The sequence below is a fragment of the Kitasatospora sp. NPDC059673 genome (genome assembly GCF_042734215.1).
Lineage (GTDB): Bacteria > Actinomycetota > Actinomycetes > Streptomycetales > Streptomycetaceae > Kitasatospora.
Window position 1 is genome coordinate 158,197 of record NZ_JBHWEN010000012.1, and the last position, 24,350, is coordinate 182,546.

At 73.2% G+C, this 24,350-nt stretch carries 22 protein-coding genes, 1 tRNA gene and 1 pseudogene; 7 read left to right on the top strand and 17 right to left on the bottom strand.

Going from position 1 to position 24,350, the window contains the following annotated elements; genetic code table 11:
- The first annotated feature begins 56 nt into the window (after window positions 1-56).
- Window positions 57-746, top strand: a complete 690-nt coding sequence (lepB, locus tag ACFV18_RS16705) for a signal peptidase I (RefSeq protein ID WP_380483716.1) — start codon at window positions 57-59, stop codon at window positions 744-746.
- A gap of 7 nt (window positions 747-753) precedes the next feature.
- Here the strand turns inward: lepB and ACFV18_RS16710 are convergent, their stop codons facing one another.
- A complete protein-coding gene (locus ACFV18_RS16710) occupies window positions 754-948 on the bottom strand; it encodes a hypothetical protein (protein WP_380483718.1) in 195 nt (64 codons plus the stop codon).
- Window positions 949-1,118: 170 nt separating this feature from the next.
- On the opposite strand from ACFV18_RS16710, the pseudogene ACFV18_RS16715 reads away from it, so the two are divergent.
- Together ACFV18_RS16715 and ACFV18_RS16720 are read left to right on the top strand one after the other, a co-directional pair.
- Window positions 1,119-1,548, top strand: a pseudogene (locus ACFV18_RS16715) (response regulator transcription factor); the annotation flags it as partial.
- Window positions 1,549-1,557: 9 nt separating this feature from the next.
- Window positions 1,558-1,857, top strand: a complete 300-nt coding sequence (locus tag ACFV18_RS16720) for a YciI family protein (RefSeq protein WP_380483720.1) — start codon at window positions 1,558-1,560, stop codon at window positions 1,855-1,857.
- 536 nt (window positions 1,858-2,393) lie between these two features.
- On the opposite strand, the gene ACFV18_RS16725 is transcribed toward ACFV18_RS16720, so the two are convergent.
- From ACFV18_RS16725 to ACFV18_RS16760, 8 genes are all read right to left on the bottom strand, one after another.
- On the bottom strand, window positions 2,394-3,332 hold the full coding sequence (locus ACFV18_RS16725; RefSeq protein WP_380483810.1) for a DMT family transporter: 939 nt from the start codon (window positions 3,330-3,332) through the stop codon (window positions 2,394-2,396).
- Between the two features lie 103 nt (window positions 3,333-3,435).
- Entirely contained in the window at window positions 3,436-5,634 is a 2,199-nt protein-coding gene (locus ACFV18_RS16730; protein ID WP_380483722.1) for a transglycosylase domain-containing protein, read from the bottom strand.
- 342 nt (window positions 5,635-5,976) lie between these two features.
- A tRNA-Lys gene (locus ACFV18_RS16735) sits at window positions 5,977-6,050 on the bottom strand.
- An 87-nt stretch (window positions 6,051-6,137) separates the two neighbouring features.
- The gene (locus tag ACFV18_RS16740; RefSeq protein WP_380483724.1) at window positions 6,138-6,683 is read right to left on the bottom strand and encodes a bifunctional DNA primase/polymerase; all 546 of its coding nucleotides are present in this window, start codon (window positions 6,681-6,683) and stop codon (window positions 6,138-6,140) included.
- Between the two features lie 115 nt (window positions 6,684-6,798).
- Window positions 6,799-7,206 (bottom strand): hypothetical protein, encoded by a 408-nt coding sequence (locus ACFV18_RS16745; protein ID WP_380483726.1) that lies wholly within the window; start codon window positions 7,204-7,206, stop codon window positions 6,799-6,801.
- 166 nt (window positions 7,207-7,372) lie between these two features.
- Complete coding sequence (locus ACFV18_RS16750) at window positions 7,373-8,749, bottom strand: AAA domain-containing protein (protein WP_380483728.1); 1,377 nt, start codon at window positions 8,747-8,749, stop codon at window positions 7,373-7,375.
- 28 nt (window positions 8,750-8,777) lie between these two features.
- Complete coding sequence (locus ACFV18_RS16755) at window positions 8,778-10,376, bottom strand: hypothetical protein (protein ID WP_380483730.1); 1,599 nt, start codon at window positions 10,374-10,376, stop codon at window positions 8,778-8,780.
- On the bottom strand, window positions 10,373-11,692 hold the full coding sequence (locus ACFV18_RS16760; RefSeq protein WP_380483732.1) for a hypothetical protein: 1,320 nt from the start codon (window positions 11,690-11,692) through the stop codon (window positions 10,373-10,375). Before ACFV18_RS16760 ends, ACFV18_RS16755 begins: the two co-directional genes overlap by 4 nt.
- A 169-nt stretch (window positions 11,693-11,861) precedes the next feature.
- On the opposite strand from ACFV18_RS16760, the gene ACFV18_RS16765 reads away from it, so the two are divergent.
- Complete coding sequence (locus tag ACFV18_RS16765; RefSeq protein ID WP_380483735.1) at window positions 11,862-12,506, top strand: histidine phosphatase family protein; 645 nt, start codon at window positions 11,862-11,864, stop codon at window positions 12,504-12,506.
- A gap of 23 nt (window positions 12,507-12,529) precedes the next feature.
- Here ACFV18_RS16765 and ACFV18_RS16770 read toward each other — a convergent pair whose 3' ends face one another.
- Complete coding sequence (locus ACFV18_RS16770; RefSeq protein ID WP_380483737.1) at window positions 12,530-14,134, bottom strand: tetratricopeptide repeat protein; 1,605 nt, start codon at window positions 14,132-14,134, stop codon at window positions 12,530-12,532.
- A gap of 335 nt (window positions 14,135-14,469) precedes the next feature.
- Between ACFV18_RS16770 and ACFV18_RS16775 the strand changes: the two genes are divergently transcribed.
- Together ACFV18_RS16775 and ACFV18_RS16780 are read left to right on the top strand one after the other, a co-directional pair.
- The gene (locus tag ACFV18_RS16775) at window positions 14,470-14,943 is read left to right on the top strand and encodes a hypothetical protein (RefSeq protein WP_380483739.1); all 474 of its coding nucleotides are present in this window, start codon (window positions 14,470-14,472) and stop codon (window positions 14,941-14,943) included.
- A 78-nt stretch (window positions 14,944-15,021) separates the two neighbouring features.
- A complete protein-coding gene (locus ACFV18_RS16780) occupies window positions 15,022-15,906 on the top strand; it encodes a spermidine synthase (RefSeq protein ID WP_380483741.1) in 885 nt (294 codons plus the stop codon).
- Window positions 15,907-15,910: 4 nt separating this feature from the next.
- Here ACFV18_RS16780 and ACFV18_RS16785 read toward each other — a convergent pair whose 3' ends face one another.
- From ACFV18_RS16785 to ACFV18_RS16810, 6 genes are all read right to left on the bottom strand, one after another.
- A complete protein-coding gene (locus ACFV18_RS16785; RefSeq protein WP_380483743.1) occupies window positions 15,911-16,471 on the bottom strand; it encodes a Uma2 family endonuclease in 561 nt (186 codons plus the stop codon).
- Between the two features lie 91 nt (window positions 16,472-16,562).
- Complete coding sequence (locus ACFV18_RS16790) at window positions 16,563-17,282, bottom strand: hypothetical protein (RefSeq protein ID WP_380483745.1); 720 nt, start codon at window positions 17,280-17,282, stop codon at window positions 16,563-16,565.
- A gap of 80 nt (window positions 17,283-17,362) precedes the next feature.
- Complete coding sequence (locus ACFV18_RS16795; RefSeq protein WP_380483747.1) at window positions 17,363-18,826, bottom strand: GH1 family beta-glucosidase; 1,464 nt, start codon at window positions 18,824-18,826, stop codon at window positions 17,363-17,365.
- Between the two features lie 60 nt (window positions 18,827-18,886).
- Window positions 18,887-19,801, bottom strand: coding sequence for a carbohydrate ABC transporter permease (locus ACFV18_RS16800; RefSeq protein ID WP_380483749.1), 915 nt, complete (start codon window positions 19,799-19,801; stop codon window positions 18,887-18,889).
- A 1-nt stretch (window position 19,802) separates the two neighbouring features.
- The gene (locus tag ACFV18_RS16805) at window positions 19,803-20,771 is read right to left on the bottom strand and encodes a carbohydrate ABC transporter permease (RefSeq protein WP_380483751.1); all 969 of its coding nucleotides are present in this window, start codon (window positions 20,769-20,771) and stop codon (window positions 19,803-19,805) included.
- Between the two features lie 80 nt (window positions 20,772-20,851).
- Window positions 20,852-22,183, bottom strand: coding sequence for an ABC transporter substrate-binding protein (locus ACFV18_RS16810; RefSeq protein ID WP_380483752.1), 1,332 nt, complete (start codon window positions 22,181-22,183; stop codon window positions 20,852-20,854).
- 404 nt (window positions 22,184-22,587) lie between these two features.
- Between ACFV18_RS16810 and ACFV18_RS16815 the strand changes: the two genes are divergently transcribed.
- Window positions 22,588-23,652 (top strand): LacI family DNA-binding transcriptional regulator, encoded by a 1,065-nt coding sequence (locus tag ACFV18_RS16815; RefSeq protein WP_380483754.1) that lies wholly within the window; start codon window positions 22,588-22,590, stop codon window positions 23,650-23,652.
- Between the two features lie 195 nt (window positions 23,653-23,847).
- On the opposite strand, the gene ACFV18_RS16820 is transcribed toward ACFV18_RS16815, so the two are convergent.
- A complete protein-coding gene (locus tag ACFV18_RS16820) occupies window positions 23,848-24,294 on the bottom strand; it encodes a DUF4442 domain-containing protein (RefSeq protein WP_380483756.1) in 447 nt (148 codons plus the stop codon).
- Window positions 24,295-24,350: the final 56 nt, after the last annotated feature.

The following is a 24,350-nucleotide window of genomic DNA, read 5'->3' on the forward strand; positions in this document are numbered from 1 at the left end:
TTCCTCCCGCCCGGCGCGCGGGTTAGCGTGCTGTTCCTCGTAAGGAGGCGGTGTCGGTGTCGGTTGCGGTGACCGAGGAGACCACGACGCAGGAGCAGGGCTGGCGCAGGCGCCGGCCCTGGTACGTGGAACTGCCCGTGATGATCGCCGTCGGCCTGGTGGTCGCGGTGGTGATCAAGTCCTGCCTGTTCCAGATGTTCTCCATCCCGTCCGGCTCCATGGAGAACACCCTGCAGGTCGGCGACCGGGTCGCGGTCAACAAGCTTGCCCCGCTCACCGGTTGGAAGCCCGAACCGGGCGAGCCCGTGGTCTTCAAGGACCCGGGCGGCTGGCTGCCGCCCGCCCCGAAGGACAGCAACGCCTTCACCGGCGCCGTCCACTCCGGCCTCAGCGCGATCGGCCTGCTGCCACCCGGCGACGACTACCTGGTCAAGCGGGTCATCGCCACCGGCGGCCAGACCGTCGCCTGCCGCGGCACCACCCTCAGCGTCGACGGCCAGCCCGTCTCCGAGCCCTACCTGCACCCCGGCGACGACTCCTGCGCCGGCCTGGACTTCGGCCCCATCACCGTCCCCGCCGGCCACGTCTGGGTCGAGGGCGACCACCGCAGCGACTCCGCCGACTCCCGCTACCACCGCGACGGCCCGGCCGGCGGCGCCGTCCCCGTCGACAACGTGGTCGGCCCGACCGCCGCCGTGGTCTGGCCCCTCAACCACTTCACCTGGTTCGGCTGGACCGGCCGCTGACCGCCCGTCAGGTCGGCACGCCGTGTCGCAGCCGGACGGCGCAGCCCGCCACGACGGCCGCCGACAGCAGCACCGGCGCCCCGGTCTCCGCCCACTGGAACGCCCAGTAGCGCCCGGCCGGCTGACACGCGACGCGCTGCGACAGGTGCATCGCGTCGATCGCGTCCAGGCACCGCTCGGCGGGGCGGCGGACGGCCCGCACACCTCGGGGGCGGTCGGCGTGAACGGCCGGCCGTCGGCGCCCAGCGTCCGCACCAACACCACCCAGGCGCCCGGCAGCGGCACGTCCGGGCGCAGCCGGGCAGCCCGCTGGAGTCGTACAGGTCCGCCAGCCGGCGGCCGGTGGGCAGCAGGACGACGCAGGCGGCGTTTCTGGTGCTGACCACCTTCGACCTGGACGACTACGCGTTCGCGGCGCTCCGCGCGGGCGCGGCCGGGTTCCTGCACAAGGACACCCGGCCGGCCGAACTCCTGGAAGCGGTACGGGTGGTGGCCGCCGGGCAGGCGCTGCCGGCACCCCGGGTGACGCGACGGCTGATCGAGGAGTACACCCGCCGCCCCGCCTCCGCGGTGGTCCCGGCGGCGCTCGCCGGGACCACCGAACGCGAACGGGAGGTGCTCGTCCTGGTCGGGCTTCGGCCTCTCCAACGAGGAGATCGCGGCCCGCCTGCACGTCAGCCTGTCCACCGCGAAGACCCACCTCGGGCGGCTGCTCCAGAAACTCACCGCCCGGGACCGGGCCCAACTGATGACCGCGGCCTACGAGTCGGGCCTGATCCGGCCCGGTGCCGCCGCATCCTAGGATGATCGGGTGTTCATTCTTGAGCTGACCTACACCGCCCCGCTGGAGCGCATCGACGCGCTGCTGCCCGCCCACGTCGCCTGGCTGGAGCAGCACTACGCGACCGGCACCTTCCTCGCCTCCGGCCGCAAGGTTCCCCGAGACGGCGGCGTCATCATCGCCGTCGCCGAGAGCCGGGACGCCATCGAGGCCCTGGTCGCCACCGACCCCTTCAGCCAGGGCAACGCCACCGAATACCGCATCACCGAGTTCATCCCCACCACCACCGGCCCCGCTCTCGCCCCCCACCGCCAGACCCTCCCGGCCTGACGCCGGCAACGCCTTCGGCGGGTGGCCGGGCGGAGTTCGGGGGCTTCGCGCGGCGTGCGGCCTTTGGGCGGGGGATGCCTCCGGCGGGGGGCTGCGGAGTTGGGGGTCCATGCCCTCGCCCCCTACCGCCAGACCCTCCCGGCCTGACGCCGGCAACGCCTTCGGCGGGTGGCCGGGCGGAGTTCGGGGGCTTCGCGCGGCGTGCGGCCTTTGGGCGGGGGATGCCTCCGGCGGGGGCTGCGGAGTTCGGGGCCATGCCCTCGCCCCCTACCGCCAGACCCTCCCGGCCTGACGCCGGCAACGCCTCCGGCGGGTGGCCGGGCGGAGTTCGGGGGCTTCGCGCGGCGTGCGGCCTTTGGGCGGGGGATGCCTCCGGCGGGGGGCTGCGGAGTTGGGGGTCCATGCCCTCGCCCCCTACCGCCAGACCCTCCCGGCCTGACGCCGGCAACGCCGGGGGCCGCTGCCGGACGGCCTTGCCGGGGTCGGGTGGGTGGGGTGGCTGGCGGTCCGGTGGGCGCTGGTGGTTGCGGCAGCCGTCAGCGCTTGGCCGAGGAGGCTGATTGGGCGGCGAAGGCGCCGGCCAGGACGAGGGTGCCGCCGGCGAGTTGGGGGACGCCGAGGTGTTCGCCGAGCAGGACCCAGGCGAGGACGGTGGCGACCACGGCTTCGAGGTTGGCGATGACGCCGGCGACGGGTGGGGAGAGGTGCTGCACCGAGGCGATGCCGGTGAGGTAGGCGAGGACGGTGGCGATCAGGATCATCCAGAGGGCGGGGACGAGCGCGGGGAGCTGGTGGCCGTTCATGGTGACGGAGCGGGTGAGCAGTGACCAGTCGGCGGTCCAGGGGCGGGTGAAGGCGGTGAGCAGGATCGCGCCGATCAGTAGGCCGTACGCGGAGACGGCCAGGGGGTCGACGGGGCCCTCGCCGTCGCGGCCGGCGTCGGCGAGGACGAAGTAGCCGACCTGGCAGCAGGCCGCGCCGAGGGCGAAGAGGACGCCGAGCGGGTTGAAGGAGAGGCCGTGCCAGACCTCGACGACGCAGGCGAGGCCCGCCACCGCGACGCCCGCGCCGGCCATCTCCCGGCGGGAGACGGAGCGGCGCTGCACGAATCGGACGTAGGCGAGCAGCAGCGGCGGGCCCAGGTATTCGATCAGCATGGCCACGCTGATCGGGATGCGGGAGATCGCCGCGAAGTAGCAGGCCTGGACGCCGGCGACGGCGAGCAGGCCGAAGCCGATCAGCAGGCCGGGTCGGCGCCGCACCGCGTCGCGGTGCTTCCAGGCGAGGGGCAGCAGCACCAGGGCCGCTCCGGCGACCCGCAGCCAGACCGTGTGGGTGGGGGACAGCCCGGCTTCGATCAGCGGTTTGGCCGCTGTCCCGGACCCGCCGAAGGCGACCGCGGAGACCAGTGCCAGCACCAGGCCCAGCTTGGCGGTGCGGCGGGTCGGGGTGGGGGAGGAGCGGTGTTCCGTCAGGGGGAGATCGGGCGCCGGGCGCGGGTCGAGCGACATGGCGGAGGGGTCCGAGCTGCTGTGCATCGCCGCATTGTGTCAGCCCGGACCCCTCCGCCGTAAGGTGCTATCCCGCAGGTTGGTCCTGAGTCCCGAGCAGTCCGCCGGTGCCGCCGGTGCCCGGGGAACTGCTCGGCGCGGGCGGCGAGCTGGGGCCCCCGCTGGGCTTGGCCGACGGGCTGCGGCTGGGCCGCGGCTGTCCGCCGTTGCCGTTGCCGGTGCCGTCGGTGGGCGGCGAGCTCGGGCTGCCGTTGCCGTCGCCGGTGCTCCCGCCGGCGGACGGGGACGGCGCCGAGCTCACGCCGTCCGAGGTGGACGGGCTCTGGCTGGGCGAGGCGGACCCGGACGGCGCGGACGGGACGGTGGTGGACGGCGTCCGGGCCGGGCCGGAGAAGGAGCTGACCGGCTGCCCGGCCAGCGCGGACTTCATGTAGGCCGTCCAGATCTGCGCCGGGAACTTGCCGCCGGCCGCGCTGCCCGCGCCGCCGACCCCGTCCAGGGTGACCTGCTTGCCGGTGGTCGGGTCCTGGCCGAACAGGCCGACCACGGTGGTCAGTTCGGGCGTGTAGCCGGCGAACCAGACCGACTTGGAGTCGTCGGTGGTGCCGGTCTTGCCGGCCGCCGGGCGGCCCAGCGCGGCGGCCCGGTAGCCGGTGCCGCCCTGGTCGTCGATGACGCCCTGGAGGATCGCGGTGGTGCTGCGGGCGGCGTTCTTGGAGATCGCCTGGGTGGCCTTGTGCTCGGGCAGCGAGACCTGCTCGCCGCCGGACTCCAGCGACTTCACCAGCCACGGGGTGATCTGCTGGCCGTCGTTGTCGAGCGCGGCGTACACGCCGGCGAGTTCCAGCACGCTGGGGCTGGCCGAGCCCAGCGGGATCGACGGGACGGCCTTCAGGCCCGGGGTGTCGGCGGGCAGGCCGAGCGCCACCGCGGTGGAGCGGACCTTCTCCAGCCCGGTGTCCTGGGCGAGCTGCGCGAACACCGAGTTCACCGACCAGTCGGTGGCCTGCTGAAGGCTTATCTGACCGTACGAGCGCTCACCCTCGTTCGGCGGCGCGTAGGGCACGCCCTTGGCGCCGCGCACGGCCCGCCGGTTGGTGCCGTCGTAGATGGTGTCGGCGCTGATCCGGTCGCCGTACTGGGTGCGCGCCCCGGAGTCCAGGGCGGCGGCCAGCGCGATCGCCTTGAAGGTGGAGCCGGCCTGGTAGTCGGTGCGGGTGGCGTTGTCGATCCAGTGCTTGGTGGCGTCGGTGCCGCCGTACAGCGCCACCACCTGACCGGTCTTCGGGTCGACCGACACCGCGCCGGCCTGCGCGGCCGCGTCCACCTTGCGGCTGTCCGGCTTCAGGTTGTCGATGAGCTGGGCCTGCACCGCGTCCTGCAGCTGCTGCTGCTTCTTGGAGTCCACGGTCAGCGTGATGGTGTAGCCGCCCTGGGCGAGCTGGGCGTCACTGACGATGTTGTTGTCGGTCAGGTACGAGGTGGCGGCGGCCACCAGGTAGCCGGCCTGCCCCGACAGGCCCGGCGCGGACTTCGGCGACTGCACTTCCGGGAAGGTCAGCTGCTTGCGCTCCTCGGCGCCCAGCCAGTTCTTCGTCACCATGCCGTCGAGCACGTAGTTCCAGCGCGCCATCGCCTTCTGCTTGCCGTTCTCGGTGGCCGAGGACACGTCGTACGCGCTGGGCGCGTTCAGCAGGGTCGCCAGGTACGCGCCCTGGGCGGCGTTCAGCTGGCTGGCGTCCACCCCGAAGTAGGCCTGTGCGGCGGCCTGGATGCCGTACGCGCCGCGCCCGTAGTACGAGGTGTTCAGGTAGGAGGAGAGGATCTCGTCCTTGCTCTGGGTGGCGTCCACCTTGAACGCGATGAAGACTTCCTTCACCTTGCGGCTGATGGTCTGCTTCTGGTTCAGGTACGCGTTCTTCACGTACTGCTGGGTGATCGTCGAACCACCCTGGGTGGCGCCCCCGGAGGCGGTGTTGAAGGCGGCGCGGGCCATGCCCTTGAAGTTGACCGCGCCCTCCGAGTAGAAGTTGCGGTCCTCGGCGGCCAGCGCGGCGTGCTGCGCGTCCTTGGAGACCTTGTCCAGTGGCACGTTCTGCCGGTTGGTCTGCCCGGTGCGGGCCAGCAGCGAGCCGTCGGAGTACAGCCAGGTGTTCGACTGGGCGGTGGCCTGGGCGTGCGCGTCCGGCACCTTGACCAGGGCGACTCCCAGGGCGAACAGACCGATTCCCAGCAGCACTGAGGCGGCCAGGCCGACCAGCGTCATCCGCCAGGTGGGTATCAGCCGGCGCCAGCCGGTTCGTTTCGTGCGTTCACGGGGCTTTCGAGGCAACGGAGACCTTCCCGCAGGCCCCGGACGGGCTGCTCGCTCGGGCGATGACATGAACCTCGCCAGCTTGATCGATCGACTTGTCAGATGTTAGGGACCTATGTCCTATTTCTCCTAAGACGATCTTTAGATCCCACTTAGTTGCGTGTCTTCCGTCTCGTCGGACTCCTCAACGAGCGGACCCGTACGGGGACATGGCCGGACCGATCACACGATCGAGACCCTGCTCGGGGAAACGCCGAAGGCCCCCCGCTTTCGCGAGGGGCCTTCGACCGTCTGTGCGCCGCCAGGGACTCGAACCCCGGACCCGCTGATTAAGAGTCAGCTGCTCTAACCAACTGAGCTAGCGGCGCCTGCTGACGTGGAAGACTTTAGCAGCGGCCGGCGCCGGAGCCCAAATCCGTTTCCGGCCGGAGTGCCGCCTGCCGGGCACCGGGGGTTCAGCGGGCATTCGGCAGCAGGTCGCCCGCCTCCCGGGGGGTGCGGGCGCGGGCGGCGCGGACGCAGGCCCACAGCACCACGGACGCGCCCGGCAGCCAGGGCTCCCGGGTGTCCGGGGCGACGATCCAGCGGCCGCCGGCCAGGTCGGTGGAGTCCATCGCCCGCTGCACCGGGGGGACGGTCACCGCGTCGCCGATGCCGTGGCAGAGCAGCGGCGGAACGTCCCGGGCCCACTCCTCCCAGGCCAGCAGGGTGCGCAGCCGGGCCGCCGTGCCCGGCTGCGCGAACAGCAGGGTGCGGCCGCGGAAGCCGGCCACCGGGCCGCAGCCGGGGCCGGACGCCCACAGCTCGTCGAGCACCCGGCGGCCGAACACCGCCGGCATGCTGATCACATCGAAGACCCGGCCGCACGGCAGGACGGCGGGCACCCACGGACGGGCCTCCCACAGCGCGCGCATGCTGCTCGGGTACTCGCTGGCAGAGGCCAGCCACGCCTCCCCGGCGACACTGACGTACTCGACGGATTGATAGGTCCAGATGTCCACCCGTCCAGCCTGGACCTGCCACGCCCGGAGTCGCGCCGAAAACCGCGTTCACCGCACACCGGCGGCGGCGAGGGCGTACCATCGCCCGCCGCATATGCCAGCGGCCTGGTGGCGGTTACTCCTCCGGGCCGCGGCGCTGCAGGGTGCGGCCGTACTCGACCATCTTCAGCGCGTAGTCGGGCGCCCACTCGGCGCGCTCGGCGATCTGCTCCACGGAGAGCGCGTCGAACCGGCGCGGGTCGGCGAGCTGGGCCGCGGCGATCGCCTGGAAGTCCATGGCGCGCTCCGCCGCGGCGCGGAACGCCAGCGTCAACTCGGTGGAGCGGGAGAGCAGTTCGGCCGGATCGGCGATCGACTCCAGGTCGAAGAAGCGCTCCGGCTCGGGCTCCTTGCCCTCCGGTTCGAAGATCAACTGGGCCGGGCGGATCCGGCGCCCCCGATCGCCAGGCCCCGGCACGGCCGGTACGGCAGCCGGAACCGGCGTACCGCTCTGGTCGGACGCCTGCGGGTGCGAGTCGGGCATGGCGGGGCACCTCCGGGGTGGTGAAGGGGAAGACGGCCGTCGTCCATTGTCGCGCGAAGACCGCAGGTAGCGGAACGGTGCGCCCCCGGTTGCTATTCCCGCGCACCGGCGCGCGGCACCCGTCGCACTCCCCGGCGCGTGGCACCCGACACGCGCCCGGGGGGCATCAGGACAGGCGCACCCGGTGCTCGGACAGCCGCGCCAGCACCGCGTGATTCGCCTCCCAGCCGTCCGGGAACTTCACCGCCACCCCCAGCTGCACCGGCTCCGTCGACGGATGCTCGTCCAACAGCTCCGCGATGCCCGCCCGGGCCACCACGATGCACGCGTGCCGGTGCCGGGACGCCAGCACACACAGCCGGCCCGTCTCCAGGTGGAAGGCCGTCGCGTCCGGGCGGCCCGACAGCGGATGCAGCACCACCGTCACGTCGTACTCCCGGCCCTGGAGGCGGTTCGCGGTGTCCACCGTCACCGCCTCGCCCAGCGCCGGATCCACCGGCACCCCCAGCCGGGCCAGCTCCGCCCGCACCGCCGCCGCCTGGTCCCGGTGCGCCGTCCCCACCGCCACCCGGCCCGCCGTCAACGGCGCCGAACCCTGCTCCGAGACCGCCGTCAACTCCCGCTCCAGCAGCCGCTGCACCGTCCGCGCCACCGCCGCCACCGCCTGCGCGTCGGTCCGCACCGTGTGCCGGGCCGGCAACTCCAGCAGCGCCCACCCGCTCTCGGCCGCCTCGTCGATCGCCGCGTCCACCGCCGAACCGTCCGCCCGCACCCCCGGACGCAGCGTCCGCTCACCCGGGCCGGTGCCCGAACGGAACGGCGTGTACGGGTAGAACGCCGAGGAGATCAACGGCGCCGCCGACGCCGGCAGCCGCCAGGACACCGGCAGCCGGTGCGGCCGGATCGCCGGATTGTGCGCCAGCAGCGTCACCACCGCCGAACTCGACGGGTCGTACGACAGGCCCGCCCACTGGTCGGTGCCCACCACCGTGAACGGGTCCAACTGACCCGGATCACCCACGAACAGCGCCCGCTCGAACAGCCGGGCCACCGCCAGCAGCGCGTCCGAGCGCATCTGGTACGCCTCGTCCACGATCGCCTGCCGCCACGGCTGCTCGGTCTTCACCCACTGCCACTTCGCCGCCGTGGAAATCACCACGTCCTGCTCCAGCAGGTCCGCGACCTTGTCCTTCGCGGTGACATTCGCGTGCCGCAGCGCCTCCGGCGCTGGCCTGGAGTCGCTCGCGTGCAGCCGGCCGATCGAGATGTCCGGGGCCTTCGACGCCAAGCGGTCCACCAGGTCGTCCACCTGGCTGTTGGTCTGCGCGACGATCATCAGCCGCTCGCCCGCACCCACCAGCTCCCGGGCCGCCCGCACCACCAGCGTCGACTTGCCCGCACCCGGCGGCGAATCCACCACCACCCCGCGCGGGGCACCCGGCCGCGGCCGCACGACCGCGTCCAGAATCCCCGCCACGGCCCGGTCCGCGGCCTCGCCCGGCGACAACGCGCCCGTCGCCGCCGCATCCTGAGGGTCGGTCACCAGCTCTCCAGAGAAACTCATCCGCACGTCATTCCCACTCGTCCGAACCGGCCGGTGAATCCTCGCCGACCACCGGCGGACCGCCGTGCGTCCACGGAGTGTCCGCCGGCTCCGGCAACGGCGCCGACTGGCGCGGCGTCAGCTCGAACAGCGTGAACACCACCTGGCTGCCCACCTCCGGCACACTGCCCGGCTCCGGATCCTTCCGCCGGCCCATGCCCGACAGCAGCCGCACCACCACCTCGCCCGGCGCCGACGAAACCACCTCCGCCCGCTGCGCCGGCTCCGCGTGCGCCCGGTACACCTCACGGCCCGGATCCGCGTGCGGACGGTCGCCCGTGCGCACCACCAGCAGCGGACGCGGCTTCGGCGAACGGCCCTCGGACCACTCCGGCACCACGTCCACCACCTCGCCGGCGAACGCCTCGCCCGCCAGCCGGCGCTCCGCCATCGCCAGCGGATCGTCCAGCGCCTCCTGGATCTCCAGCTTCGCCTGCTCCCGCTCGCGCTGCGCCAGCTTGCGGGCCGCCGTCACCGCGTCGTCCCGGCGCGGCTGCGGCGGCTCACCCGCCGCCACCCGGTCCCGGTGCATGGTGAACGACCAGCGGTCGCCCTCCCAGCGGTCCGCCAGATGACCGGCCGGCGGCAGCTCCCGCAGCAGATCCAGCCCGCGCCACACGTCGTGCCAGGTCGGCAGCGTCGCCGCCAGCAGCACCCGGGCCAGCTCCGCCCGGGCCCGCTCGACCAGCCCCGCCGCCCGCTGCGACTCCGCACCGTCCCGCGCGGCCTCGGCCCGCTCCCGCACCGCCACCGCGGCGTCGTGCCGCAGGATCGCCGGGGCCAGGACGTGCTCGTCGAACCGCGGATCCGTCGCCGGACCGGCCGGCGGATGCACCAGCAGACCGTCCGCGTCGCGCGCCGACTCCACCCACTCCGCAGCCGCCGCACCCGTCACCGCCGGCTCCAGGCCCGCCGGCGGCAGGTGCCAGGCCAGCCGGGCCGCCAGGTGCTGGTCCTCCAGGTTCGACTGCCCCGTCGCCCAGTGCCGCGCCAACAGACCAGTCATCGCCAGCAGCATCGACGAACCCGGCACCTGCGCCCGGTCCGTCAGATGCGTCAACCACCGCCCCAGCAACGGGACTTGGGTCGGCGCCGGATACTCGCCCGGATCCGGGTCCTGGGCCGTCCGGCGGAACCGGGTCGAACGCCCCAGCAACGCCAGATGCGCCACCCCCGCCGCGTTCGGCACGATCAGCTGCGGCGCGTCCAGGCACAACTCCCGCACCACCGGCACCTTCTCGCCGCTCACCGGGTCCTTCTCCGAACCCTCCAGCAGCTCCACCTGCTCGCCGAACGACTCCAGGTACGGCACCACGTCCGCCGCCATCGCCGCCAGGAAGTCCGAACGCTGCGTACGGTTCAGCGGCTGCGGCACCAGATGCAGCCGCGGCGCGTCCCGGTCCGTGCCCAGCAGCACCGCCAGCGGCGCACCCGCCTCACCCGCCGCCGCCAACGGCACCAGCACCATCGGACGCTCCGACAGCTGACGGTGCCGCACCGTCGCCACCGGCTCCGCCCGCTGGGCGCGCACCGCCTCCAGCCGCGCCAGCGTCGACAGCAGGCTCACCGCACGCCCCCGAGCTGTGCGTCCCCGAGCTGCGTGCCCGCGAGCTGTGCGCCGTCGAGCTGTGTGCTGTCGAGCTGTGCGCCCCCGAGCGCCAAGGCCTCCGCCCGCAGCCGGGCCGCGTACGCCAGCCGCTCGGACGCCTCGTCCAAGCCCAACTCCGCCAGCAGCGAAGGCTCCAGGCCCGCCTCGACGCCCCGCTCCGCCGCCGCCAGCGCCGCCTCCACCGTGCGCAGCGAACCCAGCTCCCCGCGCACCCCGCGGCCCAACTGCTCCACCGCACCCGCGCAGCGGGCCTGCGCCCGGCAGTGGAAACCCAGCTCGCAGGTCGAAATGCACTCCGGACCGTACGCGGCCGGCACCGCCGCCACCGCCTCGGCCAACTCCTCCACCGGACGGGTCGGCGCACCCGAATCGTCCCGCGCCAGGTCGAAGCTCACCCCCTCCGGAAGCGCCGCCAACAACTGCTCCACCCTGGTCATCCGGGACAACTGCCGTCGGGTGGTGGACAGCTCGCGCCGCACATCGACCGGCACCGCGACCGGACGGTTGGAGAAGTCCTTCGGGCAGACCAGCAGCGCCGTCAACTCCGGCGCGCCCGGCAGTTCCTGCACGGCATGGGGGTACCCCCGGCCGAAGGCTGGGGGAGGATCGGCGGACGGCTCACGGCCGGCCAGCCGGGCCGCCGCCTCCTGCAGGGCCAGCACGTACACCGCGGCCTGCCGGGCCGCCGCACCCACCTTCGCCGGATCGGCCGCACCGTCCAGCACCGGAAAGGACTTGATCTCCACCACGGTGCACCGGCCGCCGTGCACCACCACCGCGTCCGGCTCCAGGTACGCCGGGCTGCCCGCCACCTCCAGCCGCAGCATCGGATGGTCCAGCAGCGTCCAGGCCGCCGGATCGGCGGACGCCTCGGCCAGCGCCGCCAGCGTCCGCTCCGCGCGCACCGCCGGGGACTGCGAGGGCAGCAGATCCGGCACCCCGAGCGAAGCCACCTCCGCCTCCGGCACCCCCAGCAGCCGGCGCAGCGGCTGCAACAGCACCGCGTAGCCGTCCTGCTTCAGCCGGGACTCGAACTGGAGGCCGCGGCGGATCGCGAACGGCGACTGGCCGAACGGCGCGGGCCGGCCCAGCCGGTGCGCCAGCGCGGTCTTGTCCACCCCCGCCGCGTCCAGCAGCGCGCGGCGACGGCATCCGGGATTGGCGGCGAGTGCGGCGAGGGCCCGGGCATCGAGACTGCGCTGCGGCGCGGGGCCGCGCAGCTCGAAGAGCCGCCGCAGCGACGGGGAAGCCTGCCCCAAGTGCGAGACGTTCATGGTGCGGCCCAGTCTCGCATCCGGTGCCGACAAAGCGGAGCCGGTCGCTCGATCCGGCCGGTCCGGTGGGGGATCATGGGCCCGGTGGTCCGCAACGGCGCGGCCGCGCACCGCAGTCCTCGAAGCCCTTCGCGCTCCCTTCGCGCCCACGTCGAATGAGGTAGCCCCCATGCCCGCCCGTATCGTGCTGGTCCGCCACGGCGAGACCGCCTGGTCGGTCACCGGTCAGCACACCGGCCGCACCGACATCCCGCTCACCGACGCAGGCCGCACCATGGCCCGCGCCCTCGGTGAGCGCCTCGGCCGCTCCCCGTGGCACGGCCTGCCCACCGCCGCCGTCTACACCAGTCCGCTCTCCCGCGCCCGCGAGACCGCCGAACTCGCCGGTTTCGGCGACCGCGCCGTGGACCGCCCCGAACTGCTGGAATGGGACTACGGCCAGTACGAGGGCCGCACCGGCGCCGACATCCGCGCCACCGACCAGCCCGGCTGGCTGATCTGGCGCGACGGCGTCCCCGGCGGCGAGAAGCTCTCCGAGGTGGCCGCCCGGGTCGACTCCTTCCTCGCCGAACTCAACGGGCGGCACGGAGTCCCCGACGCCGACACCACCACGATGCACTGCGCCGACTGCGAGGTCGTGCTGTTCGCGCACGGCCACCTGCTGCGCATCCTCACCGCCCGCTGGCTCGGCCTCGCCCCCGAGCACGCCCAGCGCTTCAAGCTCGGCACCGCCTCGCTCTCCGTGCTGTCCTGGGAGTACGGGCTGCCCGCCGTCGAGATCTGGAACGACCACAGCCACCTTGAGAACGCCTGACGTTCGCCGGGGCCGGCGGTGAGTCAGGCCGCGACAGTGCTGTCGTAGCCCTCCAGGAACTCCCGCACCTCCGCGACGGAGGAGTGCCCGCGCAGGCGGTCCGCGGTGTGCGCCAGCATGCCGCGGATCCGCGCCGAGCGGACCTGGCCGAGCATCGCCACCGCCTCCGCCCCCTGCACGGCCGCGCCCGCCAGATCGCCCCGGCCCAGCCGGTCGTGCGCCAACTCGGCGATGTACAGCGCCCGGTTGCGGACGAAGTGCGGGTGCTGCAGATCGACCGCCTGCTCGGCCCGGACACTCGCCCGCTCGAACTCGCCGAGTACCGACCAGCACTGCGCCTCCTGGCCGGCCAGCTCCGCCTCGCCGAAGAAGGACATCCACTCCGGATCGGCGTCCCGCGGCCCCCGGTCGAACAGCGCGTACGCCCGGGACAGCGCCTGGTGACAGGCCCCCCGGTCGCCGAGCAGCGCCCAGGCGCTCGCCTCGCGCAGCGTCAGCAAGGAGCGCAGCCGCTCCGAGCCCAGACCGACGGCCGCGGCCTGCCCGGCCTGGGCGGCCCGCAGCGACTCCCGGGCCTGGCCGGAGTCCCGGGCCAGGAAGGCGATGTTGCTGAACACGTGCGCCTCCAGGTTGGTGTCCTGGGCCATCCGGGCGGTCGCCAGCGCCTCCGAGTAGAACGACCTGGCTTCCATCAGCCGGTTCGAGTCGTGCGCCAACCAGCCCACCGAGATGGCGAGTTCGCCCGCGCCGCACTGCAGGCGGCGCTCGGTCTCGGTGTTGTACGCGCCGTCGTTGAGCAGCACGTAGGCGCTGCGCAGCGACTGGCCGGCCAGCTCGAACAGGGCGTCCGCGCCCTGCACGTCGTCCAGCAGCCGGATGTCGCGGACCGCCTGTTCGACGCCGCGCACCTCGGCCGCGCCGACCCGGCGGCGTTCCTCCGGCGGTGGGGCGATGGGCAGTGTCGGGGGCGTGGGTGCGGGCTGTGGTGACCCGTTCACGCCGAGCGCGGTCGCCACTGCGGCGGGGCAACCGTTCAGGAACGTACGGCGAAGCACGTCGTCCTCCTCGTCAGGCCGATGCGAGGCGTCCGGCGGGCCCACCGGGGCGGCAGGTCCGGCGGCCGGATCGCTGGGGGGATCGGTGAGGGGTTGCGCGGTGGGGCAGGCAGCCGGGTGGCTTGTCGGTTCGGTCGTCGGCCCGATGGGCGGGTCCGCGTTCGGGGCGGTGTTCGGGGTCGTGTTCGGGGTCGTGTGCGGGTCCGCGTTCGGGTCCGCGTTCGGGTCCGTGTTCGGGGCGGTGTTCGGGGCCGTGTGCGGGTCTGGGTTCGGGTCGGCGGTTCGCGGGCGGCGGCGGACCGCCTTGCGCGGGGCGAACCCGAGGTCGGCCAGCGACTTGCCCGGCCACATGTGCCGGAACACCCGCTGGTAGGCGTAGTTGGGGCAGCGGATCTCGCCGGCCTCCACCCGCCCGACGTAGCGCGCGTCGCAGGACACGTGCTCGCCGATCTCCCGGGCGGCGCGGCGGACCAGCGTGGCGAACTCCCTCGGTGAGAGATCGCCGCGCAGCTCCCGCATCGCCTGGTTGGGGACGGTCGCCGGCCGGGGCCCGCTGGTCCGCGTGGCTGCCATGCTGCACTCCGAGGTCGTACCGGCGCGGTCGCGCCGGCCTCGGTGCGAGGGCCGTCGCGTCGGCACGACAGTACCCGCAGTCACTCGGCGTACACGGCGAGTTGTCGGCTGAGATCGGGTCAATTGCGGACAATACGGACGCAGTTGCCGCGTTCCGCCATGAAATGCCATGGCTTGCCGTAAGGGAGGCCGTGGCCTGGAGGGGTGGTCGCGCGTTGTCCTGATACATGGACGCCGGCGGTACGGGCCCCCTCCCGTGCCGGCCCCCGCTGCCCGACCAGGTGGCGGAGCACCATCCGGCCGTCCACGCGACCCCAGGTGACAGGAGGTCCCCCATGGCCACCGGAGTTCCCCAGTACCGCCGCCCGGCTGCCCCGGCCGTGCTGCCCGCCTCCGCCGTACTGCCCGTCCCATCGGCGGTACCGGCCGTGTCGGCCTGTGCCGGCGGTGGTTCGGGCGGTGGCGTGGTCGGGAGGGTCGCGCAGTACGACACGGTGACGGTGCAGGTCCGGCACGGGCTGGAAGCGGTCGACATCCTGCGGCTGCGGCGCGCCTGCGGGGCCGTTCTGCAGACCTCCGGCGGCTCCGCGATCGCCTTTCTCGTCCCGGCCGGCACCGCGCTGCGCTGGCATCTGCCCGGTTCGAGCTGTACCCCAGGGGCAGACCTGCTCCCGCCCACCGATCCGGGTTGGATCATCCCGCCCGCCGGCCCCCAGCCCTGCGCCCGCCCCACCGACGCCTGGGTGCTCCGCTCGGCCCTCTGCGAGGCGGCCACCACCCTCACCGCGGGTGGCCTGGGCCCGCTCTGAGCCGTTCCGGCGTGAGGCCCGGTGGTCCGGCCCCGCTCTCCGCGATCAGGGTTTGGGAGATCATCGGATAATGGCCGCATGGGCCGTTCACGTACCACCCCCGCCCCCGCCGTCCCCGGTCGCGCGCACACCGAAGGCCCGCTGACCGCGACCGTCGCCTCCGGCACCGCCGAACTGCGCCCCGACCGTGACCGGCCGCACGCCTGGCAGCTCGTCCTCGACGGCGCCCCGCAGTCGCTGGTCGACCTCGCCGACCCCACCCACCTCGGCTTCGAGTACCAGCGGCGGATCGGCCACCTGATAGACCTCGCCGCCCCCGCGAGGCAGCCGATATCCGTGCTGCACCTCGGTGGCGGCGCGCTCACCCTGGCCCGCTACACCGCCGCCACCCGGCCACGCTCCCGGCAGCAGGTCGCCGAGATCGACACCGCGCTCACCGAACTCGTCCGCACCGAGCTTCCGCTCGACCGCACCTGGCAGATCAAGGTCCGCGGCGGTGACGCCCGCGCCGTCCTGGACCGCACCCCCGAGGGTTCCACCGACCTGGTGATCGCCGACGTCTTCGCCGGAGCCCGGGTCCCCGCGCACTGCGCCACCGTCGAATTCGCCCAACTCGCCGCGCGCGCCCTCACCGGCACCGGCCGCTACACCGCCAACATCACCGACGGCGGCCAACTCGCCTTCGCCCGCGCCCAGGCCGCGACCCTGCTGGCCGTCTTCCCCGAGGTCTGCCTGATCGCCGACCCCGCTGTCCTGCGCGGCAAGCGCTTCGGCAACCTCGTCCTGGCCGCCGCCCACACCCCCCTCCCGCTCACCGACCTCACCCGCCGCCTGGCCGCCGACCCCGCCCAGGCCCGCCTCCTCCACGCCCGCGACCTCACCGATTTCGTCGCCGGCGCCACCCCCGTCCCCGACACCGAAGCCGTCCAGTCCCCGGCCCCACCCCCGAGGGCCTTCGGCTGACCGGTCAGCGCAGCAGCGAGCCCGGATCGAGATCGAGCCGGAAGGGGTCGGTGAGCGCGATGCTCTCGCCCGGCTGGACGGTCCGGTCTAGGTAGTCGCCGTGTTCCAGCTGTCCGAGGTGGAGGCGCGGAGCGGGGGCGAGGTCGAGCCGCCAGTAGTGCGGGATGCCCGCTGCCGCGTAGAGGCCGGGCTTCGTCCTGCGGTCGATGATCCGGGTGGACGGGGACGCGATCTCGACGGCCACCACGACATCGTCCGCGTGCAGGACGGCACCGGCCTCGGCGGCTGCGGCGGCGTCGGCGACGACCAGGTCGGGGATCAGCAGGCCGTCCGGGACGAGGACGTTGACGGCTTCCAGCACCTCGAACGGCGCGCCGGCGGCTGCGATGGCAGCGTCCAGGAGCGCCCACATGCGCGAGCTGGCGCGCTGATGCGGGACGCCGGGGTTGGGGCTCATCAGTAGCGCACCCCCGACCAACTCGATGCGATGGCGGGTGTCCTCGGGTAGGGCCAGGACGTCTTCGACCGTCCACGGCCCGAAGTGATCGGAAAGGGCAACGCTCATGATCCTTCCTACCTCCCTTCGGCGCCGATGAAGCAGCGTCTCCATTGTCGCCATCGGCACTGGTCGGCGATACCGGTTGTTGGGGAGACGATCAGTGCCCGCCGGGGAGGCCGCGGTGCTTGTACGTGGCGGCGGCGGTGAGGAGGAGGCCGGCGGCGATGGGGAGGAGGACGGCGGTGGTGGAGTCGCTGTCGTCGGGGTCGGCGGGGGAGGCGGTGAGGCTGAGGGCGGCGTCGTCCTGGGGGGTGGCGGGGGGCGGGGGGAGTCGGTCGGGGGTGGCGGTGGTGAGGTTGTCGACGTGCCGGCGAGTGGGGAGCGGGGTGGCCTCGGCGGCGGGGTCGTCGGGGGTGTGCGGGGCAGGGGCCTTGGCGGCGGATTCGCCGGGGCGGCCGGGGCGGTCGCGGGAGGCGCGGTCGTCCTCGGGGCGGGCCTGCGGGGGGACGGTGGAGAGCAGGCGGGTGGCGATGGCGAAGGCGTCGGGGCCGTCGGAGTGCTGGCCGGGGAGTGGGAGTTCACCGGTGCCGAGGTGCTGGTGCAGGACGGCGCCGAGTTCGCCGACCGCACCGTCCAGCGTGGGGGCGGTGCCGCCGAGCAGTCCGTGCTCGGCGGCGGGCGCGGCCGGCCCGGGGGTGAGGGCGCGGGTGGCGGGGCCGGCCCGGCCGGTTCCGGTGGCGTGGGCCTCGGAGGTGTCGAGGGCCAGGCCCAGTAACTGGGCGGCGAGCATGCCGCTCGCCGCCAGCGCCCGGGGCCGGCCCCACCGGTGCCGGAGGGTGTCCGAACGTCGCGGCCGCTTCGCGTGATTGGTTCGCACACCAGGGGAGAACGAGCGGGACCCCGCACGGTCACGCCCGCCGCTCACACTCCGTCACATCGGGCGGTGAACAGGCGCGTTCAGCCGAGCCCTCCGCGCCGGATCACCTCCGCGTACCAGCGGGCGCTGGACTTGGGGGTGCGTCGCTGGGTCCCGTAGTCGACGTGCACGATGCCGAAGCGCTTGCTGTAGCCGTACGCCCACTCGAAGTTGTCCAGCAGCGACCAGAGGTAGTAGCCGCGGACGTCCGCCCCGGCGGCGATCGCGTCGGCCACCGCCGCCAGGTGCAGGTGGAGGTAGCGGATCCGCTCCGGGTCGTCGATCCCGCCGTCCGGGCCGACCACGTCCTCGTAGGCGGCGCCGTTCTCGGTGACCATCAGGGGCAGGCCGAAGTCGCGGTGCATGCCGATCAGCGACTCGGACAGGCCGGTGGCGTCGATCGGCCAGCCCATCGCGGTGACGTCCTCGTTGGCGAGGTGGAAGACCACGTCCTCGGCGCCGGGCCAGGGACTGTGCGCACTCTCGCCGTGGCCGCCGTTGTGCGCGGGGTCCGGGGTTTCGGCGTCCTTGCGGGGGGCCGAAACGATGGTCGGGGTGTAGTAGTTGAGGCCGAGCAGGTCGATCGGCCGACCGATCTCCGCGAGGTCGCCGGGCCGGATCAGCTCATCCCAGTCGACGATCGCGGCGGTGTCGGCGAGCAGGTCGGCCGGGTAGCCGCCGCCGAACAGCGGGCCGGTCCAGATCCGGTTACCGACCGCGTCGATCCGGCGGGCCGCTTCCCGGTCCTCGGCGCTGTCGGTGAGCGGGCGGACCAGGTGCAGGTTGTGCGAGACGGCGATCTGCGCGGAGGCGGGCAGCAGCTCGCGCAGCGTGCCGACGGCCAGGCCGTGGCCGAGGTTGAGGTGGTGGGCGGCCTTGAGCGCGTCGGCCGGGTCGGTGCGCCCGGGGGCGTGGACGCCGGAGCCGTAGCCGAGGAAGGCGCTGCACCAGGGTTCGTTGAGGGTGCTCCAGAGCGGTACCCGGTCGCCGAGGGCGCGGGCGGCGAGTGCCGCGTACTCGGCGAAGCGGTGGGCGGTCTCGCGGATCGGCCAGCCGCCGGCGTCCTCCAGGTCCTGCGGGAGGTCCCAGTGGTAGAGGGTGGCGACGGGGGAGATGCCGTGCTCCAGCAGGGTGTCGACCAGGGCGCGGTAGAAGTCGAGTCCGCGTTCCACGGCGGGGCCGCGGCCGGTGGGCTGGATCCGCGGCCAGGACAGCGAGAACCGGTACGAGGTGAGGCCGAGGTCGGCCATCAGCCGGACGTCCTCGCGGAAGCGGTGGTAGTGGTCCACCGCGATGTCTCCGGTGTCGCCGTTCGCGACCTTCCCGGGGGTGTGGCTGAAGGTGTCCCAGATGGACGGGGTACGGCCGTCCTCGGCGGCGGCGCCCTCGATCTGGTAGGCCGCGGTGGCCGCGCCCCAGGCGAAGCCGGGCGGGAAGACGACCCCTGGGGCCCCGGCGGTCGCTGCGGCGGCGTGGGCGGCGGTGGTCGGATCGGTCGTGGTCATTCGGGAGCGCTCCCATGGCTGAGGGGTGGACAGGGCGGGGGTGCCGGGCCTTCCGGAGGATCAGCTCTTGACGGCGCCGGACGTGATCCCGCCGACAATGTGCTTCCCCAGAACGGCGAAGATCAGCAGCAGCGGCAGGGCGCCGACCAGCGCGCCGGTCATGATCACGGCCTGGTTGATGTCGTGCCCGGAGCCTCCGCCGATCGCCGAGAGCGCGACCTGCACGGTCGGGTTCTGCTGGGTGAGGACCACGAACGGCCAGAAGAAGTCGTTCCAGGACTGGACGAACACCAGCATGCCGAGCACCGCCATCGCGGGCCGGGCCACCGGGAACACCACGTGCCAGATGATCCGCAGGCTGTGCGCCCCGTCCACCCGGGCCGCCTCGATCAGCTCGAACGGCAGTGCCTCGGACAGGAATTGGCGCATGAAGAACACACCGAACGCGGTTACCAGCGAGGGCAGGATCACCGACTGCAGGTGGTTGCCCCAGTCCAGCTTCGTGATGATCCGGTACAGCGGGATCACACTGAGCTGCGGCGGAACGGTCATGGTGGCGACCACCAGGGTGAGCAGCGCGTTCCGGCCGCGGAAACGCAACTTGGCGAAGGCGAAGCCGGCCAGCGTGGAGAACAGCACCGTGGACAGTGCCACGCAGCCCGCCACCACGGTGGAGTTCAGCAGCGCGGTGCCCATGTCGGCCTGCTCCCAGGCGGTGGAGATGTTGGCCCACAGCCGGCCGCCGGGCACCATCGGCGGCGGCGACTGGGCCACCCGCTCGCCGGTGTGCGAGGCCGCGACGAAGGTCCAGTACAGCGGGAACAGCGAGACCACCGCGGCGACGGCCAGCAGCAGGTGGGCGACCGGACCGGCCTTGTCCTGGTCGCCGGCGCCGCGCCGGAACAGACCTCGCGGACGTTCCTGCCGGGCGGGCCGCGTGGTGCGGGCCGAAGGGGTGGACAGGGTGACGGCCATCTCAGCCTCCCAGCTCGTGGCGCTTGCGGTAACGGGCGAACAGGAACTGCACCAGCCCGATCACCAGCAGGATCAGCAGCATCGTCCAGGCCACCGCCGAGGCCCGTCCCAACTGCCGTGACGGCCAGCCCAGTTCGTACATGTACAGGCCGAGCGTCTGGAACTGGTGCGCGGAGCCGCCGGAGACGCCCACACCGCCGCCGAACAGCAGCGGCTCGCCGAACAGCTGGGTGGCGCCGATGGTCGAGACGATGACGGTGAACAGGATGGTCGGCCGGATCGACGGGACGGTGATCCGGGTGAACTGCTGCCAGCGATTGGCCCCGTCCAGACTCGCCGCCTCGTACAGGTCCTTCGGCACCGCCTGCATCGCGGCCAGGTAGATCAGCGCGTTGTAGCCCGTCCAGCGCCAGGTGACGATGGCGGAGACGGCGATCTGCGAGGGCCAGGTGTCGGCGTACCAGTTGATGTGGTGGATGCCGACCGCGTCCAGCGCCCAGTTGATGAACCCGTGGTCCGGGTTGAACAGTTGGACGAACACCAGGGTCGCGGCGGCGATCGAAGTGGCGTACGGGGCGAGGATCGCGACCCGGAGGAAGCCGCGGGCCCGCATCCGGTGGTTCAGCAGGTGGGCGAGCCCCAGCGCCATCAGCAACTGCGGGACGGTGGAGATCACCCCGATCGTGAAGGTGTTGCGCAGCGCCGTCCAGAACTGGTCGTTGGACCACAGCCGGGTGTAGTTGCCGAGGCCCTTCCACTCCATCACGTCCGGCTTCAGCAGATCGACGTGGTGCAGCGACAGCCAGCCCGTCCAGATCAGCGGGAACAGGCCGAAGGCGGCGAAGCAGAGGAAGAACGGGGCGATGAAGGCGTATGGCGAGGCCTTCAGGTCGAGCCGGTACAGGCGGGAGCGCCAGGCGGGGCGCCCCGGGGGGACGGGTGGGGTCGCGGCGGGGGCGTTGGTGGCCACGTGGGGCTTCCTTCCCGGGGTGGCGAGGGGCGGCGGAGCGGAGCCCGGCCGGGCAGTCGGTGACCGGGGCAGCGGCCGGGTCAGTGGCCGACCTTGTCGTCGACCAGCTTGGTGACGTTGCTCCACGCCTTGGCCGGGTCGGTGCCGTGCTCCTCGATGTCGAGGACGCCGTTGTCGGTGATGATCGTCTTCACGTTGCCGTCCTGCTCGCCGATCGGCGCCGGCGTGACGGTCTGCGCGGTGGTGGCGAAGATCTGGCCGGTCGGGGCGTTGTTGAAGTACTCGGCCCTGGCGCCCTGGACGGCGGGCTGCTGCAGACCGCCCACGGTGGACGGCAGGTTGCCGACCTTGGTGAAGACCTTCGCCTGCTGCTCCGGCGCGGTCAGCCAGGCGGCCAGCGCGGCGGCCTCCTTGGTGTGCTTGCCGGACTTCGGGACGGTCAGGAACGCGCCGCCCCAGTTTGAGGCGAGCGGCGGGGCCGCGACGTCCCACTTGCCCTTGCCGGCGTCGCCGGAGTACTTGCTGATGATGCCGGTCATCCAGGACGGGCAGACCACGGTGGCGAACTTGGCGTTCGCGAACGCGGCGTTCCACGGGTCCTGGAACTGGCGCAGACCGGCGCTGATCCTCGCCTGCGAGGCGGAGACCGCCAGGTCCCAGGCCTTCTTGACGCCCGGGCTGGCCTTGTAGACCAGCTTGCCCTCGGCGTCCGAGTACTGCAGGGGCTCGGCCGACAGCGCGGCGTTGAACAGGCCGGAGGCGGAGTCGGTGAAGAACGTGCCCGCCGGAGCCTTCGACTGGTAGCTCCTGCCCGCCTCGACGAACTTCGACCAGTCGCCGGCCCACAGCTTGCCGACCTCGGCGCGGTCGGTGGGCAGACCGGCCTGCTGGAACAGGTCGGTGCGGTAGCAGATCGCCATCGGGCCGATGTCGGTGCCCAGCCCGATCAGCGCGCCCTTCGGGGTGGTGGCCTGCTTCGCCTTCCAGCCCAGCCAGTTGGCCGGGTTGACGCCCTCGGACTTGCCGAGGTCCACGAACTTGTCGCCCAGCGTGTTGGCGGCCTGCGCGATGTACCCGACCTCGACCGCCTGGATGTCGGCCAGACCGCTGCCGGACGCCAGGTGGGTGGTCAGCGCGTCCCAGTACTTCTGGCCGTCCTGGACGGTGTCGTACTTGATCGTGACGTTCGGGTGCGCGGCCATGTACTCGTCGTACAGGCCGGCCTCCTTGTAGCCGAAGGTGCCGAAGTCGCCGACGGTCAGGGTGATTTTCGCGTTGGCGTCGCCCGAACCGCTGCCGCTGCCGCTGCCGCCGTCCGAGCCGGACGAGCAGGCCGTGAGCAGCAGGGCGGAGGTGGCCAGTACGGCGGTGGCGAGGACGGCGGCTCTGCGGGGGCGGGAGGTGGTGCGCATGGGGGTGAACTCCTTTGTCCGGGTGGTGGATCCGGGTCTTCCGGGGTGGAGCGGAGAGGTTCTCGGAGGTTCTGGGATGTTCTTCGTGCGCTGATTTCCGACTAGAGTGCGGGAGTGCTGTGGGAGCGCTCCCACACTTGGCATGCCGGAAGGTTGCTGGGTCGCCGGGGTGAGTGTCAAGACATGGCGACGCAAACGTTGCCGGAGCGTTTCCGGTGCGACGGCCCGGCGCGGGGCCGGGCTTCGGGCTGCCCGGAAGCCGAAGCGCGGTGCGCCCAGGAGGGTCGTGAACGGCGCGGGACCGGCCACAATGAACAGTCCGTGCGGGCGCCGGACGGACTCCACCGGAACCGTGCTGCCCGCCCCGTCCGTCCCATCCGTCACAGAGACCGAGAGGTGCAGCGATGAGCCCGACCGCACAGCGCCCCGAAGCGCTCCACCCGGGCGCCGGCGGCAGAGCCACCGCGCGCCCCACCCTGGAGGAGGTGGCCGCACTGGCCGGCGTCGGCCGCGGCACCGTCTCCCGGGTCGTCAACGGCTCGCCCCGGGTCAGCGCCAAGGCCCGCGAGGCCGTCCAGAACGCCATCGCGGAACTCGGCTACGTCCCCAACCGGGCCGCCCGCACCCTGGTCACCTCGCGCACCGACTCCATCGCGCTGGTCGTCCCCGAGGCCGAGACCCGGCTGTTCTCCGAGCCGTACTTCTCCGACATCATCAGCGGCGTCTCGGCCGAACTCGCCGAGACCGACATGCAGTTGCTGCTGATCCTGGTCCGCAACCAGCGCGAGCGCGAACGCCTCTCGGCCTACCTGACGGCCCAGCGGGTCGACGGCGTCCTGGTCGTCTCGGTGCACCGCGACGACCCGCTGCCCGCCCTGCTGGAGAGCCTGGAGATCCCGTCCGTGCTGGCCGGCCGGCGCGGCGACCTCGAGCCGCTCAGCTACGTCCACGCCGACAACGCCGGTGGCGCCCGGATGGCCGTCCGGCACCTGCTGCGCCGCGGCTGCCGCCAGGTCGCCACCCTCACCGGCCCGCTGGACATGGAGGTCGCCCAGGCCCGCCTCGGCGGCTACCGCCGGGCCTTGGAGGAGTCCGGACACCCCTACGACGAGGAGTTGGTCGGCCTGGCCGACTTCACCGAGGAGGGCGGCCGGGTCGCGATGCGCGAACTCCTGGAACGGCGGCCCGAACTGGACGGTGTGTTCTGCGCGTCCGACGTGATGGCGGCCGGCGCGATGCAGGTGCTCCGGGCCGCCGGCCGGCGGATCCCCGACGACGTCGCGGTGATCGGCTTCGACGACTCGATCGTGGCCCGGCACACCGACCCGCCGATGACCAGCGTGCGCCAGCCGATCGAGGAGATGGGCCGCACCATGGCCCGGCTGCTGCTGGACGAGATCGCCGAACGCGGCCGGGCCCGGCGGCAGGTGGTGCTGGCGACCGAGTTGATCGTCCGCGAATCCGCCTGACCGTCGGGGCGGGTGGCTGCTGGGGAGGGTGGTTGGTGGCGGGTGACCGCCGGGGCGGGTGACTGCTCGCGCGGGTGACCGCCGGGGCGGGTGGCCGCTGGGCGTTGCGGCCCGCGCCTCTGTGTGTGGGGCGGGTGACCGCCGGGGCGGGTGGCCGCTGGGCGTTGCGGCCCGCGCCTTTGTGTGTGGGGCGGGTCAGGAGTTGGGGCGCAGCGTCCAGAGGATCTCCAGCACGCCGGTGACGGCGCCGTCCTCGCGGGTGATCTCCACGGTGATCGGGAACTCGGGGCGCTTGCCCTCGTCCAGCTCGGCGAGCACCTCGGCGGCCGGGCGGCCCAGCGTGGCCGTGGCCGTCACCACACCGCGGGCGAGCTTCTTGAAGGAGATCTCGCCGACCGTGGGCAGCGGCACCGCGCGGCCCATCTGGTCGCCGAACGCGGCCAGCACGATCGCGCCGCTCGCCGACTCGGCCAGGGTGAACATCGCGCCCGCGTGCGGCCCGCCCACGTGGTTGCGGTACTCCGGCAGGTCGGGCAGCCGCAGCACGGCCCGCTCCGGGGTGGTCTCCAGGTACTCCAGCTGCAGGGTCTTCACCATCGGGACGGTGTCGGTGAGCAGCTGGCCGATCGCAGTAGTGGTCATGGCGCCGATGTTACTGACAGGTAGCTTCGGCGTCCACGGTGGATCGGGCCGACGTG

What these genes read in the sequence shown, in the direction of transcription:
- ACFV18_RS16730 (WP_380483722.1), bottom strand. Translation starts at nt 5,634, where the DNA reads ATGACGCTGGTCGGCCTGGCCGCCTCAGTGCTGCTGGGAATCGGTCTG.
- ACFV18_RS16745 (WP_380483726.1), bottom strand. Translation starts at nt 7,206, where the DNA reads ATGCCCGACTCGCACCCGCAGGCGTCCGACCAGAGCGGTACGCCGGTT.
- ACFV18_RS16760 (WP_380483732.1), bottom strand. Translation starts at nt 11,692, where the DNA reads ATGAACGTCTCGCACTTGGGGCAGGCTTCCCCGTCGCTGCGGCGGCTC.
- ACFV18_RS16765 (WP_380483735.1), top strand. Translation starts at nt 11,862, where the DNA reads ATGCCCGCCCGTATCGTGCTGGTCCGCCACGGCGAGACCGCCTGGTCG.
- ACFV18_RS16770 (WP_380483737.1), bottom strand. Translation starts at nt 14,134, where the DNA reads ATGGCAGCCACGCGGACCAGCGGGCCCCGGCCGGCGACCGTCCCCAAC.
- ACFV18_RS16775 (WP_380483739.1), top strand. Translation starts at nt 14,470, where the DNA reads ATGGCCACCGGAGTTCCCCAGTACCGCCGCCCGGCTGCCCCGGCCGTG.
- ACFV18_RS16780 (WP_380483741.1), top strand. Translation starts at nt 15,022, where the DNA reads ATGGGCCGTTCACGTACCACCCCCGCCCCCGCCGTCCCCGGTCGCGCG.
- ACFV18_RS16785 (WP_380483743.1), bottom strand. Translation starts at nt 16,471, where the DNA reads ATGAGCGTTGCCCTTTCCGATCACTTCGGGCCGTGGACGGTCGAAGAC.
- ACFV18_RS16795 (WP_380483747.1), bottom strand. Translation starts at nt 18,826, where the DNA reads ATGACCACGACCGATCCGACCACCGCCGCCCACGCCGCCGCAGCGACC.
- ACFV18_RS16800 (WP_380483749.1), bottom strand. Translation starts at nt 19,801, where the DNA reads ATGGCCGTCACCCTGTCCACCCCTTCGGCCCGCACCACGCGGCCCGCC.
- ACFV18_RS16810 (WP_380483752.1), bottom strand. Translation starts at nt 22,183, where the DNA reads ATGCGCACCACCTCCCGCCCCCGCAGAGCCGCCGTCCTCGCCACCGCC.
- ACFV18_RS16815 (WP_380483754.1), top strand. Translation starts at nt 22,588, where the DNA reads ATGAGCCCGACCGCACAGCGCCCCGAAGCGCTCCACCCGGGCGCCGGC.
- ACFV18_RS16820 (WP_380483756.1), bottom strand. Translation starts at nt 24,294, where the DNA reads ATGACCACTACTGCGATCGGCCAGCTGCTCACCGACACCGTCCCGATG.